Origin of the sequence: Leisingera sp. ANG59 (assembly GCF_013317235.1) — a bacterium.
Classification (GTDB): domain Bacteria; phylum Pseudomonadota; class Alphaproteobacteria; order Rhodobacterales; family Rhodobacteraceae; genus Leisingera.
Genome location: NZ_WLCM01000010.1, coordinates 133857 through 148061, shown reverse-complemented (window position 1 = coordinate 148061; position 14205 = coordinate 133857). Strand labels below are relative to the sequence as shown.

Annotated in this window: 16 protein-coding genes; 8 read left to right on the top strand and 8 right to left on the bottom strand. The window is 63.5% G+C overall.

All coding sequences use genetic code 11. The features are described 5' to 3' along the window. Positions 1–247: 247 nt before the first annotated feature. Positions 248–598 carry a DUF6456 domain-containing protein gene (locus GKC28_RS11750; protein ID WP_368041113.1) on the top strand — a complete coding sequence of 117 codons (351 nt, stop codon included), beginning with the start codon at positions 248–250 and terminating at the stop codon, positions 596–598. A 67-nt stretch (positions 599–665) separates the two neighbouring features. Here GKC28_RS11750 and GKC28_RS11745 read toward each other — a convergent pair whose 3' ends face one another. Both GKC28_RS11745 and GKC28_RS11740 read right to left on the bottom strand, forming a co-directional pair. Then, positions 666–1214 carry a peroxiredoxin gene (locus tag GKC28_RS11745; RefSeq protein WP_174147073.1) on the bottom strand — a complete coding sequence of 183 codons (549 nt, stop codon included), beginning with the start codon at positions 1212–1214 and terminating at the stop codon, positions 666–668. A gap of 196 nt (positions 1215–1410) precedes the next feature. Beyond that, positions 1411–2325, bottom strand: a complete 915-nt coding sequence (locus GKC28_RS11740) for a hypothetical protein (RefSeq protein ID WP_174147072.1) — start codon at positions 2323–2325, stop codon at positions 1411–1413. Between the two features lie 225 nt (positions 2326–2550). On the opposite strand from GKC28_RS11740, the gene lipA reads away from it, so the two are divergent. Both lipA and GKC28_RS11730 read left to right on the top strand, forming a co-directional pair. After that, positions 2551–3501, top strand: coding sequence for a lipoyl synthase (lipA, locus tag GKC28_RS11735; RefSeq protein ID WP_174147071.1), 951 nt, complete (start codon positions 2551–2553; stop codon positions 3499–3501). After that, entirely contained in the window at positions 3498–4640 is a 1143-nt protein-coding gene (locus GKC28_RS11730; protein WP_174147070.1) for an amidohydrolase, read from the top strand. The genes lipA and GKC28_RS11730 overlap by 4 nt, the downstream gene beginning before the upstream one ends. A 3-nt stretch (positions 4641–4643) precedes the next feature. Here GKC28_RS11730 and GKC28_RS11725 read toward each other — a convergent pair whose 3' ends face one another. Together GKC28_RS11725 and hpt are read right to left on the bottom strand one after the other, a co-directional pair. Further along, a complete protein-coding gene (locus tag GKC28_RS11725) occupies positions 4644–5000 on the bottom strand; it encodes a hypothetical protein (RefSeq protein ID WP_174147069.1) in 357 nt (118 codons plus the stop codon). 235 nt (positions 5001–5235) lie between these two features. Then, positions 5236–5781, bottom strand: coding sequence for a hypoxanthine phosphoribosyltransferase (gene hpt / locus GKC28_RS11720; protein ID WP_174147068.1), 546 nt, complete (start codon positions 5779–5781; stop codon positions 5236–5238). Positions 5782–5855: 74 nt separating this feature from the next. Here hpt and GKC28_RS11715 point away from each other — a divergent pair, with 74 nt between their 5' ends. Together GKC28_RS11715 and tmpT are read left to right on the top strand one after the other, a co-directional pair. Then, positions 5856–6302, top strand: a complete 447-nt coding sequence (locus GKC28_RS11715; protein WP_174147067.1) for a type II toxin-antitoxin system RatA family toxin — start codon at positions 5856–5858, stop codon at positions 6300–6302. Positions 6303–6395: 93 nt separating this feature from the next. Beyond that, on the top strand, positions 6396–7037 hold the full coding sequence (gene tmpT / locus GKC28_RS11710; protein ID WP_174147066.1) for a thiopurine S-methyltransferase: 642 nt from the start codon (positions 6396–6398) through the stop codon (positions 7035–7037). Between the two features lie 84 nt (positions 7038–7121). On the opposite strand, the gene GKC28_RS11705 is transcribed toward tmpT, so the two are convergent. From GKC28_RS11705 to GKC28_RS11690, 4 genes are all read right to left on the bottom strand, one after another. Beyond that, complete coding sequence (locus tag GKC28_RS11705) at positions 7122–8303, bottom strand: ammonium transporter (RefSeq protein WP_174147065.1); 1182 nt, start codon at positions 8301–8303, stop codon at positions 7122–7124. Between the two features lie 139 nt (positions 8304–8442). Then, entirely contained in the window at positions 8443–8934 is a 492-nt protein-coding gene (locus tag GKC28_RS11700; protein ID WP_174147064.1) for a CinA family protein, read from the bottom strand. 2 nt (positions 8935–8936) lie between these two features. Beyond that, a complete protein-coding gene (locus GKC28_RS11695) occupies positions 8937–9443 on the bottom strand; it encodes a phosphatidylglycerophosphatase A (RefSeq protein WP_174147063.1) in 507 nt (168 codons plus the stop codon). Beyond that, on the bottom strand, positions 9440–10576 hold the full coding sequence (locus GKC28_RS11690; RefSeq protein WP_174147062.1) for a bifunctional 2-C-methyl-D-erythritol 4-phosphate cytidylyltransferase/2-C-methyl-D-erythritol 2,4-cyclodiphosphate synthase: 1137 nt from the start codon (positions 10574–10576) through the stop codon (positions 9440–9442). Before GKC28_RS11690 ends, GKC28_RS11695 begins: the two co-directional genes overlap by 4 nt. 182 nt (positions 10577–10758) lie before the next feature. Between GKC28_RS11690 and dusB the strand changes: the two genes are divergently transcribed. The 3 genes from dusB to GKC28_RS11675 are packed head-to-tail and all read left to right on the top strand — an operon-like array spanning position 10759 to position 14189. Next, positions 10759–11745 (top strand): tRNA dihydrouridine synthase DusB, encoded by a 987-nt coding sequence (dusB, locus tag GKC28_RS11685; RefSeq protein ID WP_174147061.1) that lies wholly within the window; start codon positions 10759–10761, stop codon positions 11743–11745. Beyond that, the gene (locus GKC28_RS11680; protein WP_174147060.1) at positions 11742–12821 is read left to right on the top strand and encodes a nitrogen regulation protein NR(II); all 1080 of its coding nucleotides are present in this window, start codon (positions 11742–11744) and stop codon (positions 12819–12821) included. The genes dusB and GKC28_RS11680 overlap by 4 nt, the downstream gene beginning before the upstream one ends. Positions 12822–12824: 3 nt before the next feature. After that, positions 12825–14189, top strand: coding sequence for a response regulator (locus GKC28_RS11675; RefSeq protein WP_174147059.1), 1365 nt, complete (start codon positions 12825–12827; stop codon positions 14187–14189). Positions 14190–14205 lie beyond the last annotated feature (16 nt).

The window sequence follows — 14205 nt, the reverse complement described above, 5'->3', positions numbered from 1 at the left end:
ACTTCGATGTCCATCAGCCGCTGTGCGGCGTCCTGGATCAGCTCACGCAAGAAATCCGCGTCATCACTCTTGGCGATCACCCCCGGAAGGTCGATCATGGTCTCGGTCATCGTGCTCTCCTTCGTTGTCATCGGCTTCAACAACCTCAGACTACGAAGATGCGCGGTGGCCGCCAGCCCGGCCGCGCGCTGCGCTAAGCCAATGGCTTCGCGCGCGGCCTCCTACACCACGGGTTGGGACGCTACCGATGGTGCGGGCAGGCAGGCGCCTGCGCGAGGATTTCGAACTGGCGCAGATCAGCAGCCATCTGACACAGGAGGAGCTGTATTCTGCCCAGGGCAGCCACCCGATGCGCAGTACCAGCTACCAGGCCGCCGCCGCAGCGCACCAGCGGATGACGGAAGCGCTGCAGAAACTGGGGGCAGGCCTCAGCGACATCGCCTTGCGCTGCTGCTGCCACCTCGAAGGGCTGGAAACCGCAGAGCGCAAACTGGGCTGGCCGGCCCGGTCGGGCAAGGTTGTGCTGCGCATCGCCCTGCAGCATCTGGCAGACTTCTACGGAGAGGCCAGCCCGCAAAAGGAAGAGATGATCGGCTGAAGCGCGCCGCGAAAGAAAACGGGCCCGCTGCGCGGACCCGTTCAAATGCCGGAAATGGCAGCGCAGTTTAGGCCGCGACTTCTGCCTTGGCTTCTTTCAGATGCTTCAGCACGGTCTCCGGGGAGGAGACGCCATAGGGGTCTTCGCCGTGGTTGTCGGACAGGCCCGGCTCTTCGAACCATGCTTCGACCACGCCGTTGTTGACGATGGCCGCATAGCGCCAGGAGCGGTTGCCGAAGCCCAGGTTGTCCTTGGCGACCAGCATGCCCATCTTGCGGGTGAACTCGCCGGAGCCGTCCGGGATCACTTCCACGTTTTCCAGCTCCTGGGCGCGCGCCCAGGCGTTCATCACGAAGCTGTCGTTCACCGACATGCAGTAGATCGCGTCGATGCCCTCGGCCTGGAAGTCGGCAAAGCCTTTTTCAAAGCCCGGCAGCTGGTAGGTGGAGCAGGTCGGGGTGAAGGCGCCCGGCAGCGAGAACAGCACAACGCGCTTGCCTGCAAAATAGTCGGCGGTGGTCTTGTCTTCCCAGCGGAACGGGTTCGGGCCCTCGATCGACTCGTCGCGCACGCGGGTGCGGAAGGTCACGTCGGGCAGCTTAACGCCAGCTTTCATCTCTGAATCTCCTGAAGGTGTTTGCTCGTTCGGCGCGCAGAATTAAAATGATTCTAAGCCGGTATCAACACGTCCATGAGTCCAGGATGCAGGTTATATTTCTGCGCCGCGGCAAGCGGCGCAGATGCGCCCTTCAAGGCGCGGATCGCGGCATGTTCCGGCCGCCGGTCCTTGCTTTCAGCCGCCGGGCGCGGCGCTAGGCCGCAGCCTTCTTGATCGTCACCGTGGTGCCGCGCACCTTGCGCTCGGCCGCGGCGGTGAGGTCATTGAATTTCTTCAGCGTCGCCAGAAGCTTCTTCTTGTCCTTGGAGTCGTTGATCGCGCCCGGGAACTTCTTCTTCACGGCCTGGTACTGGTCGTTGATCTTCTTCAGATCCTTGAACTTGGCCGCCGCCGCCTTCAGATCCGGCGCCGCCGCCTTGAGGTCCTGGCCCGCCTTGTCGATCGCCGACACGCAATGGGCGTTGATCGCCTTCACCAGCGCCCCGACCTGGTTGGTGTATTTCTTCAGGTTGCGGTCCACCAGCAGCTGCGGCAGCTCTGTCGCGTCCTTCTTCTTGTCATGGCTGTCCGGCGACTCCTTCATGATCTTGGCCACGTTCTTCTGGAAATTCGCCGCATAGAGCTTCTGCATCGCGTTCAGCTTGCCCTCGTATTCCGAGGCCTTCTTGACCTCGGCAACCTCCTTGGCCAGCGCGCCCTGCAGCGCCTCGATGTCCTTCTTCGAGGCGGAGGTCTTGGACCGCTTTTTCAGGTCCTTATCGATATCCGCGGCCAGTTTATTCATCTTGGCCAGGTGCGCCTTGGCCTCCGTGCAGAAGCCCTTCATCGCGTCGACTTCGCCCTGGTGAATGTCCACCGACTTGTTCCAGGTGGTCATGCCGTCCTTGAAGTGCTTGTTCTTCTGAAAATCCGCCATCTTGCCGGAGGTCACCCCGTCAGCCCGCGCCTTGGCCAGGCTTTCCCGGAAATAATCCTCGCCCTCCCAGGCATTGCCCAGCGAAATCCCGATCCGTTTCTTGATCTTGTCGCCCTCGGCGGTGGTGAATTTCTTGGTGCCCGCAGCCAGCTTCTTGTGCTCCGCCTTGAACTTCTCCAGCTCCTTGGCCATCACGCCCTCCCTGTACTGATTACCTGAACCGTTTAACCGTGCGTTTGCCCTGCACAGCTAGACTATGTGCGGCGATGCGGCGCTTTGGCAAAGGAAAACGGCACCTGTATACGGCGGCGCAAGCCATGATCAGGCCGCAAGGCAGGGTTGACGATATGCCCGTGCCAAGCCACATCAGCTATGGTACACCCGCTCAGAAGCCAGAGGCCGGAAGGGAAATTCCACGTGAGAGACCTAAAGATCCCGGAGCAGCGCCACCCCGAAAAGGCGCATCGTCCCGACAACGCTCAGCCCAAGAAGCCAAGCTGGATCCGGGTCAAGGCGCCGGGCGGCAAGGGCTATGCCGAAACGCACAAGATCATGCGCGACAACCAGCTGACCACGGTGTGCGAGGAAGCGGGCTGCCCCAACGTCGGCGAATGCTGGAGCCAGGGCCACGCCACTATGATGATCATGGGCGAGATCTGCACCCGCGGCTGCACCTTCTGCAACATTGCCACCGGCCGCCCCGACGCGCTGGACGCGTTTGAGCCGGGCCGGGTTGCCCATGCGGTGCAGAAGCTGGGCCTGAACCATGTGGTGATCACCTCCGTCGACCGCGACGACCTGGAGGATGGCGGCGCCGAGCATTTCGCCCAGACCATCCGCGCCGTGCGCCACCGCAGCCCCAAGACCACGATTGAGATCCTGACGCCCGATTTCATCAAATGCGATGACAGCGCGCTGGAACTGGTGGTCGAGGCCAAGCCCGACGTCTTCAACCACAACCTGGAAACCGTGCCGGGCCTGTACCCTGAGGTCCGCCCAGGCGCACGCTACTTCCACTCCCTGCGCCTGCTGCAGCGGGTTAAGGAGCTGGACCCGTCGGTCTTCACCAAATCCGGCATCATGGTCGGCCTGGGCGAAGACGCGCAGGCGGTGAAACAGGTGATGGACGACATGCGCGCCGCCGACATCGATTTCCTGACCATCGGCCAGTATCTGCAGCCGACACCCAAGCACCACGCGGTGGACCGCTTCGTGACGCCGGAGGAGTTCAAGACCTACGAGAAAGCCGCCTATGGCAAGGGCTTCCTGATGGTCTCGGCCACGCCGCTGACCCGCTCCTCCTACCACGCAGGCGACGACTTCGCCCGCCTGCGCGAGGCCCGCAACAAGAAGCTTGGCCTGGCATGACGCCGGAGCGTCTGGCGCAGCTGACGCAACTGCGCCACGCCCTGCATCAGATCCCCGAAGTCTCCGGCGCCGAGGAAAAGACCGCTGTCATGGTGGCGGACTACTTGCGCCAGCATCAGCCCGACCAGCTGCTGACCGGGCTTGGCGGCCACGGTGTTGCGGCGGTCTATGAGGGCAGGGCGGACGGCTCCACGGTCCTGATCCGCTGCGAACTCGACGGGCTGCCGATCGAGGAACTATCGGATCAGCCCTACCGCTCCACCCACGCTGGCCGCGGCCATCTCTGCGGTCATGACGGCCATATGACGATGGTGGCGGCGCTGGCAGAGCAACTGGCGGCGCAGCGCCCAGCAAAGGGCCGCGCCGTGCTGCTGTTCCAGCCCGCCGAGGAAACCGGCAAGGGCGCAGCAGCGGTGATTGCCGATCCGGCTTTCACGCAGATTGCCCCGGACTATGCTTTCTCTCTGCACAACCTGCCGGGACTGCCCGCGGGGCAGGTGGCCTTGTGCTCCGGCCCTGCAAACTGCGCGTCGCGGGGCATGCGGATCAAGCTGACCGGCAAGACCTCCCACGCTGCCGTGCCGCAGGACGGGGTGTCCCCTGCCGGTGCCATCGCCCGGCTGCTGCCGGGCCTTGTTGCTTTGGGCAGTGGCGGTGATCTGGGACCGGAATTCGCCTTGGTCACCCTGACCCACGCCAAGCTGGGCGAGGCCACCTTCGGCATCGCGCCCGGGCAGGCAGAGGTCTGGGCCACCCTGCGCACTGTCACTGACGCCCGCATGGAACAGCTGATCGCCGCCGCCACCGCCTTGGCGGAGCAGGTCTGCGCGTCGGAAGGGTTGGGGGTCTCGATCGAATTCGATGACGTCTTTGACGCCTGCACCAACCACCCTGAGGCAGTGGAGATTCTGCAGGACGCCTGCAGCGCGGCAGGCCATCCGGCGCAGATGCGGGACTATCCGCAGCGCTGGTCGGAGGATTTCGGCCAGTTCGGCAAGCACGCAAAGGCGGCGATGTTCTGGCTGGGCTCCGGCGAGACGCAGCCGCAGCTGCACAACCCGGATTTCGATTTCCCTGACGCAGCAATCCCGGCCGGGGCCGGGATTTTTCTGCACACGCTCAGAAACTTGCTTGGCTGAGCGTCAGTTGGTCAGCGCATCAACAACGGCCACAGCGCCGATAATCGCCAGGGTATCCTTGACGACCTCAAAGATCTTGTCGCCCTGACGCACATAGCGGTGCCCGTCGCGCGGCGGGTTCAGCCCCCAGCGGCCGTAGTCGTCTATATAGACCCAGTCGTCCCCGCGAATGCGGCCGTGGTCATGACCGTGATCATGGCTGTGCTTGCGGTGGTGCCGTTTCTTGACCTGGCCCGGCGCATAATGGGCTGCGCTCTTGCTGTGTCCCGGCGCCCATTTCGGCGGCCCCGCATGGCTGGCTGCGGGAGCAAGGGTAAGGGTCATGGCGGCAGCCGCTGCTGCGGTCAATACCTTCTGCATTGCGGATCTCCCGTGATCTCTGCGTTTGAGAGTCACATGGGGCAGGCGCGGGGAAAAGGCAAATATGTTGCGCCGGAAACTGCTGGCTGGCGGGCGGGAACCAGCGGGCATTCGCCGGTTCCCGTCGCCGTGCAGACTTGTGATTTCTGTGGCACCCCGGTACCGAAATGGCGTCAGCGGGTGTACGGGCGGTGCACAGGGGGGGCACGCATGTCACCCCCGGTTTTTGGCCGTTTCAGCCCTCGTCGGTGAAACGCACTTTGCCGATATGCGGCAGGTTCCGGTTGCGCTGCGCATAGTCGATGCCATAGCCGACAACAAATTCGTCGGGGATTTCAAAGCCTACCCAATCAGAGCGGAAATCCACCTCGCGCCGCGACGGCTTGTCCAAGAGCGCAATCGATTTCAGACGCGCCGGATTGCGGCTTTGCAGCAGGTGGGTAACATGGTTCAGCGTGTGGCCAGTGTCGACGATGTCTTCGACAACCAGGACGTCGCGCCCTTCTATGGCGCCGCGCAAGTCCTTGAGAATACGCACTTCCCGGCTGCTCTCCATCGAGTCTCCGTAAGAGGACGCCTCCAGGAAATCGACCTCGATCGGCAGATCCAGCTCGCGCACCAGATCAGCGATGAACACGAAGCTGCCGCGCAGCAGGCCGACCACGACCAGCTTGTCGGTATTGCCGAATTCCTTCTGGATTTCCTCGCAAAGCTCCTCGATCCGCGCGGCGATTGCCTTGGCCGAGATCATCACATCAATGACATATGGACGCTGTGACATGGCTGCCCCCTTGAATTTCCCGCGCGTACATAGGACATGACGCCCGGTAATTGTAGCAGAAAATCAGCGGACAGATGCCCACACACTCGGAAACCCGCCAGATGCCCTATACGGTGCAGCAGATGTACGATCTGGTGGCCGATGTCGCGCAGTACCCGAAATTCCTGCCCTGGTGCGCTGCCGCCCGCATCCGCAGCCGCGCGCCGCTGGGCGATTCAGAGGTGATGGAGGCGGATCTGGTGATCTCCTTCAAGGTCTTCCGCGAACGGTTCGGCAGCCGGGTAACCCTTTATCCGGGCGAGAGAAAGATCGATACAGAGTATCTGGACGGCCCGTTCCGCTACATGAAATCCCATTGGATCTTCACCCCGCGCGAGGACGGCAGCTGCGACGTCGACTTCTTTGTCGATTTCGAGTTCAAAAATGCGGTGCTGCAGGGCATCATCGGGGTGGTCTTCAACGAGGCGATGCAGCGCATCGTGCGTGCGTTCGAGCGCCGTGCGGCGGAGCTGTACGGCTGAGGTTCAGCGGCCGGGATACCTCTTGACCTCAAGTGCGCTTGAAGTTGTATCACCAGCTGGAAACAGAAAATTCCAGTAGAAGGGAAAGCCGCGATGGAACAGGAATTCTGGCAGGCGCGCTGGCGCGAGAACCGGATCGGGTTTCACGAAGCGGCGCCCAACGCCTTGCTGACGCGGCATTTTCCCTTGCTTGATCTGGAGGCGGGCCAATCCGTGTTTGTTCCGCTCTGCGGCAAGGCGCTGGATCTGGACTGGCTGCTTTCCAAGGGGCTGCATGTGACCGGTGTCGAGTTTAATCAGGGCGCGGTGGAGGAAGTGTTTGCACGGCTAGGGCTGACCCCTGAAGTCACGCAAGAAGATGGGCTAACCCGCTTTCAGTTGGGCGATCTGACCCTTTACGCAGGCGATTTCTTTGCCCTTACCCCAGCGCATCTCGATAAGGTTGATGCGGTTTATGACCGGGCGGCGCTGGTTGCGGTGAAGCCACAGGACCGGCAGGCCTATGCCGCGTATCTGAACCGGATCACCGGCACTGCAAGGCAGCTCCTGATCGGGTTCGATTACGACCAGTCCCTGATGGACGGGCCGCCGTTTTCGGTGCCGGGATCAGCTGTGCGGGCGCTGTATCAGGACAGCCACGGCATCACTCTGATCGAAGAGCGCGCGGCTGAGGGCCGGGTCGGCGAGCGCTGCAACGCGCTGGAACAGGCCTGGCTGCTAACCCCTTTGACCTGAAACGAAAACGGGTCCCCGAGGGGACCCGTCCGGTGCAAAATACGCACCGTCTGCCGTGAGTGGTGGCATTCGTCATAGCCGGGGTCAGCTGTTCATGTCGTATGCGCGCTCACCGTGAACTGAGAGATCGAGGCCGTTGGTCTCGCTTTCAAGATCCACGCGCAGCGATGTGATTGCGGCGGTGACTTTCACCAGCACGATGGTCACAACCACGGTGAAGATGCCGACGATGGCCAGCGCGCCCAGCTGTGCGGCCCAGGCGCCGGCGCCGAAAACGGCGATCATGATGGTGCCGAAGATGCCACCGACGCCGTGCACGGCAAAGACGTCGAGAGTGTCGTCGATCTGCATCTTGTTGCGGATCAGGTTGACCGCCTCCTGGCACAGCACGCCGGCAACGGCACCGATGATCAGCGCTTCCACCGGGCCGACAAAGCCGGAGGCCGGGGTGATCGAGGCGAGGCCAGCAATGGTGCCGGTCACCAGGCCCACGAGCGAGGCCTTGCCGTATTTGATCTTTTCCCACAGCGCCCAGCTGAGCGACGCGGTGGCAGCGGAGATATGGGTCACGGTCAGCGCCATCGCCGCGCCCCCGTCAGCGGCCAGCTGCGAGCCGCCGTTGAAGCCGAACCAGCCGACCCACAGCATCGCGGCGCCGATCATCACATAGCCGGGGTTGTGTGGCGGGATGCTGCGGTTTTTGCGCGGGCCCAGGAAGAAGGCGATGATCAGCGCGGCCAGGCCTGCGGTTTCATGCACCACGATGCCGCCGGCAAAATCCTTGACCCCGGTGTCGCCGAAAATGCCGCCGTCTGCCAGGAAGCCGCCGCCCCAGATCCAGTGCACCACCGGCGCATAGCAGAACAGCATCCAGAGGCCGGAGAACACCAGCACGAAGCCGAAGCCCACCCGCTCCACATAGGCGCCGACGATCAGCGCGGGCGTGATGATGGCAAAGGTCATCTGGAAGGCAAAGAACAGAACCTCGGGCAGGGTGCCCGACAGGCTGTCGGCGGTGACCCCGTTCAGGAACATCTTGTCCAGGCCGCCCCAGATACCGGAGGTGCTGCTTCCGAAGGCAATGGTGTAGCCGAACGCCAGCCACAGAACGCTCATCAAACAGGCAATGGCGTAGCAATGCATGAAGACGCTGAGCACATTGCGGGCACGCACAAGCCCGCCATAGAACAGGGCCAGCCCTGGCAGTGTCATAAAGAGGACCAGGGCCGTGGCCACAATGATCCATGCGGTATCCGCTCCGTTCATCCGATTGTTCCTTCCCCTCAAAAACCGGTTGGATCAGGAGAAAGCGGAAAGCCTGCGCAGAAAAAAGCGGCAGAGGTGCGGAGGGCGCACAAAAACGGGGCTTTTTTGCAAGTGCTGAAAAAATGAGCGCCGCAGCGGGTCAGCTGCCCGTTTCGCGTTCGATTTGGGAAATGGCCTGTGCCAGCAGCTCCAGCGCATGGTCGCGGGTAGCGGTGCGGACATTGGCGCGGCCGATGGCGCCGAATTCCACGGTTTCCGTCCTGGCGGGCAGGCCTGCGCGCGCCAGGCCAAAGCAGACGCGGCCTTCGGGCTTGAACTCCGATCCGCCGGGGCCGGCAATGCCGGTAACGGAGACGGCCAGGCTGACACCAGCGTTCCGCACCGCACCTTCGGCCATTTCGGCGGCGACCTCCTCGCTGACGGCGCCCACGGCGTCCAGAGTTTCTGCCTTCACCCCCAGCATTTGCATCTTGGCGGCGTTGGAATAGGTGACAAAGCCGCGGTCGACCACAAAGGAAGACCCCGGAATGTCCGTCAGCGCTGCGGCGATCATGCCGCCGGTGCAGCTTTCGGCGGTGGCGATGGTGATGCCTGCGTCCGTTGCGCGTCTGATCAGCTCACCCGTGTCCATGCTCACATTCCCAATACGCTGTGGGACAGGAAGGCCAGCGCGGCAACACCGATGGCGGCCATGATTCCGGCGACCACGTCGTCCATCATCACCCCGGTTGCGCCCTTCTGGCGGTCGGCCCAGCCGACGGGGCCGGGTTTCCAGACGTCGAACAGGCGGAACAGCACAAAGGCGGCAATCCAGCCCGGCCACAGCGCGGTGATCTCGATATCATGGGCCCAGGCCGGATAGGACACGGCCCAGAGCGCGGTGAACTGGCCTGCGACCTCATCCAGCACAAATTCCGAGGGGTCCATGTTCTCGCGGTTGCGGGTCATCGCCTCTGCCGCCCAGACGCCCACCACCATGCAAATCACGGTGGCCAGCGCCAGCAGCAGGAACCCGCCCAGCTGGTGCAGCGCATAGGCCATGGGAAGGGCGGCAAGCGAGCCCCAGGTGCCGGGTGCAGGGCGCAGGTAGCCGATGCCGCCCACGGTGCCGATCAGCAAGGCCAGACGCGATCTCTTCATGGTTTCACCAGCGCTGCGGTGGCGAGGGCGGCGATGCCCTCGCCGCGGCCGGTGAAGCCGAGGCGTTCGGAGGTGGTGGCCTTGATCGAGACGCGGTCTGCGTCGATGCCGAGGATCTCTGCCATCACGGCACGCATCCTGGCAGCGTGGGGACCAACCTTGGGGTATTCGCAGACCAGAGTGCAGTCGACGTTCGACAGGGTGAACCCCATCTCGCGCGCCAGGTTGGCGGAGTGGCGCAGGAAAATCTCGCTGGCGGCGCCTTTCCACCGCGGGTCCGAGGGCGGGAAATGCTGGCCGATGTCGCCCTGTGCCAGAGCGCCATAGATGGCGTCGGTCACCGCGTGCATACCTACATCCGCGTCGGAATGGCCCTGCAGGGTCTTTTCATGCGGAATCTCCACCCCGCAAAGGATCACGCTGTCGCCGGGGCCGAACCGGTGCACGTCGTAGCCGTTGCCAAGCCTGATATCCATGTCTGCTCCCAGAATGCGTTCCGCCCGGGTGAAATCCTCGGGGCGGGTGATTTTGATGTTGTCCGGCTCCCCCGGAATGATGCGGACGTCAAGCCCTGCAGCGCGCGCAACCTCCACGTCATCCGCCGCTCCGCCCGGATGGGCGAGGTGCGCCGTCAGAATGTCCTGATAGCGGAACCCCTGCGGCGTTTGCGCGGCGAACAGTCCGCTGCGGTCCTGAGTGCCGGTGACGGAGCCCGCCGAGCCGGTCCATAGCGCGTCGGTCACCGTGAGCGCCGGGGCCGCGGCAGGTCCGTTGTCCAAGGCATTGAGAATGCGGCGGATCAGCTCTGTGCTGACGCAGGGCCGGGCAGCGTCGTGGATCAGCACCTTGTCCACGCCCTGCGGCTGCAGCGCCCTCAGCCCGTTCAGGACCGAGGCTGCGCGTTCAGCGCCGCCTTCGGCGAGGATCAGGCCGGGATTGCCGGAGAATTCCTCCCAGGCGGCGGTGTCATCCGGTGACAGTACCAGCACCGTGAGGTCCACGCCAGCATTCGCAAAGGCTTCCAGTGTCCAGTCAATCACCCGTCGGCCCTTCAGAGGGCGCCACTGCTTGGGCATGCCGCCGCCTGCGCGGGTGCCGCGGCCGGCGGCGACGATCAGGGCGGCTGTGGTCATGCGGTCCTCGTGCGGAAGTTCCCGCATTGTTTATGAGGTGGCGCGGGAAGTGGCAATCACCCGGCGGAATGTGATTAAAAAATAGGCAAATGAGGTGCGGCAACCGCTTGCAGAGGCGCAATTCATTGCTGCATAGCAGAAGCTTCGGGTAAAAACCACTCAGTTGCACAAGGATTAGGCAGTTGTCCTTCACGCTTGGAACCACCTCCATGTCCCCGCCCATCGCCCTGGCGCCGATGGCGGGAATCACCGACCGGCCGTTCCGGGATCTGGTCCGCTCCTTTGGCGTTGGGCTGATGGTGAGCGAGATGGTGGCAAGCCAGGAGATGGTGCAGGCCAAGCCCGGCGTGCGCGAGCGGGCCGAGCTGAGCGCGGATGTGGAGAACACCGCGGTGCAGCTGGCGGGGCGTGACGAATACTGGATTGCCGAGGCCGCGAAGCAGGTCGCCGGGCAGGGCGCGCGGATCATCGACATCAACATGGGCTGCCCAGCCAAGAAGGTGACAAACGGCTATTCCGGCTCTGCCTTGCTGAAGACGCCGGACCATGCGCTGAAGCTGATTGAGGCCGTTGTGGATGCCGTGGATGTGCCAGTTACGCTGAAGACAAGGCTTGGCTGGGACGACAACTGCCTGAATGCCCCGGATGTGGCCCGCCGCGCCTGCGAGGCCGGGGTGCAGATGGTGACGATCCACGGGCGCACCCGCTGCCAGTTCTACAAGGGCTCGGCGGATTGGGCGGCGATCCGGGCGGTTAAGGACGCGGTGACTGTGCCGCTGCTGGCCAATGGCGACATCGTTGATACCGCGACTGCGCGGCAGGCGATGGAACTGTCGGGCGCCGATGGCGTGATGATCGGGCGCGGCGCCGAAGGAAAGCCCTGGCTGCTGGCAGAGGTTGCCCATCATCTGTGGGGCACACTGGCGCCGGAGATCCCGGAGGGGGAAGCGTTTATCTCAATGGTTTCAGATCATTACCGGGCAATGCTCGACTTCTACGGGCAGGACCTGGGTGTACGCGTCGCGCGCAAGCATCTGGGCTGGTACATGGATGAGGCTGGAACCGGCCCCGCCATGCGCCGCGCAGTGCTGACGGAGAAGAACCCGCAAGATGTGCTGGCCCTGTTGCCGGAGGCGCTGAGCGCACAAAGACCGGAGGCCGCCGCATGATGGACAGCGCTGCTCTGTGGGCCTCTTTGCCGGTGCCGGCCTTTTTGATCGACGCTTGGGACAAGATTGCTGATGTGAACGCCGCTGGCGAGGGTTTCCTGAATACCTCCCGCAAGGCGCTGCTGGGGCAGCCGGTCTGGGATACGCTGGCGATTGACGCGCCGATCGAGGAGGCCTTTGCCCGCGCCCGCGTGCAGGGCACGCCGCTGTTCGTGAATGACATAGACGTGGGCTCCGGCAGCCGCGCGCCGCTGCAATGCGGGGTGCAGATCGCCTCGCTGCAGGGGCAGGAGGGGGTGATGCTGCTGATGGTCACCCCGCGGGAGCTGGCGGGGCGGATGACCCAGACCCATTCCGCCAAATCCGCCGCGGCCTCGGCCATCGGCATGGCGGAGATGCTGGCACATGAAATCAAGAACCCGCTGGCTGGTATTACAGGCGCGGCGCAACTGTTGAGCATGGGGCTGGGGCCTGAGGACCTGGAACTTACCGACCTGATCGTCAGCGAGAGCCGCCGTATCGTGAAGCTGTTGGAGCAAGTGGAGCAGTTCGGCAACCTGACCGAGCCGGATTTCAAGCCGGTGAACCTCCACGATGTGCTGGACCGTGCACGGCGCTCAGCACTCTTGGGGTTCGGTGCCCATATGACCATCACCGAGGAATACGACCCCTCCTTGCCGATGGCCTGGGGGGATGCGGACCAGCTGCTGCAGGTGGTGCTAAACCTGCTGAAGAACGCCTCGGAAGCGGCTGATCCAAAAGGTGGAACCATTCATATCCGCACTTTCTATGAACATTCTTTCCGGCTGCGCCGCAGCGACGGAACCGGCAAGCTGCTGCCCCTTCAGATCGAGATCGCCGACGACGGGCCGGGCCTGCCGGACAAGATCAAGGATGACATTTTCGACCCGTTTGTGTCGGGCCGGGAGAACGGCACCGGGCTGGGCCTTGCTTTGGTGAGCAAGATCGTCTCGGAGCATAATGGCTGGATATCCGTGAGCTCGGTTCCCGGGCGCACGGTGTTCCGTCTGTCGCTGTCGCGCGTGCCGCGTGACGCAAAACCGCAGGAGAGCTGATCAATGGACGGCACTGTTCTGGTCGCTGACGACGACCGCACCATCCGCACTGTTCTGACCCAGGCGCTGACCCGCGCGGGCTGCAAGGTGCATGCCACATCCTCGCTGACTACGCTGATGCGCTGGGTCGGCGAGGGCAAGGGCGATGTCGTTATCTCGGACGTGATGATGCCGGACGGGAACGGGCTGGAGATGCTGCCCAAGATCCAGGCCGACCGGCCCGGGCTGCCGGTGATCGTGATCTCGGCGCAGAACACCATCATGACGGCGATCAAGGCTGAGGAGGCGGAGGCCTACGACTACCTGCCCAAGCCTTTTGACCTGCCGGAACTGATGAAGCGCACGGCCAAGGCGCTTTCGGCCAAGCGGGTGGCGCCGACGCCGCGTTCCGATTCAAAGGAACGCCCCGAAGAGCTGCCTTTGATCGGCCGCAGCGAAGTGATGCAGGCGCTGTACCGGCTGATTGCACGGGTGATGAACACTGATCTGCCGCTGCTGATCACTGGCGAAAGCGGAACCGGCAAGTCTCTGATTGTGCAGGCAATTCATGACTTTTCAGACCGGCGGACATTGCCGTTTGTGCATGCGGATGCGGCAGATCTGATCGCGCTGGAAGGCCCCTCCCGGTTGCTGGCGCAAGTCAAGGGCGGCACCCTGGTCATTGATGAACTGGCGGACCTGCCGGAGGAAGCGCAGGCGCGGCTGGTCCGGATGATGGATGTTCCTGGCGATCACGCGCCGCGGTTCATTGCCTCCAGCCAGAAGGACCTGACCGCCGCCATGGAAAGCGGCGCTCTGCGCCAGGATCTCTATTACCGCATCTGCGGGTCGGAGCTCCATGTCCCGGCGCTGCGGGAGCGTGTGGAGGACATACCGCTGCTGGCGGAGCATTTCTTGATCAAGGCCGAGAACGACAGCGCGCCGCACCGGGAGCTGAGCGAAGCTGCACGGGAAGTGCTGCGGCGCTTTGCCTGGCCCGGAAATGTGCGGCAGCTTGAAAACACCGTCCGCCGGCTGGCGCTGACCTCGCGCAGCGAAGAGATCACCCAGGCTGACGCTGAAGCTGTTCTGGGCCCGCAAGCCGGACCGCAGCCGGCCGTGCCAGGATTTGCCAATGAGAAGCTGTCAGAAGCAGTTGGCCGCCATCTGCAGCGGTATTTCGACCTGCACGGGGACATGCTGCCGCCGCCGGGCCTGTACATGCGGCTGCTGCGCGAGGTGGAGACGCCGCTGATCGAGATTGCCCTGGCGGCAACTGGCGGCAACCAGGCGAAATGCGCGGATTTGCTGGGGATCAACCGGAATACCCTGCGTAAGAAGATCACCGATCTGGATATTGAGGTGACACGCCGCCGCAAACTGATGTAATATCGCCACAGAAATG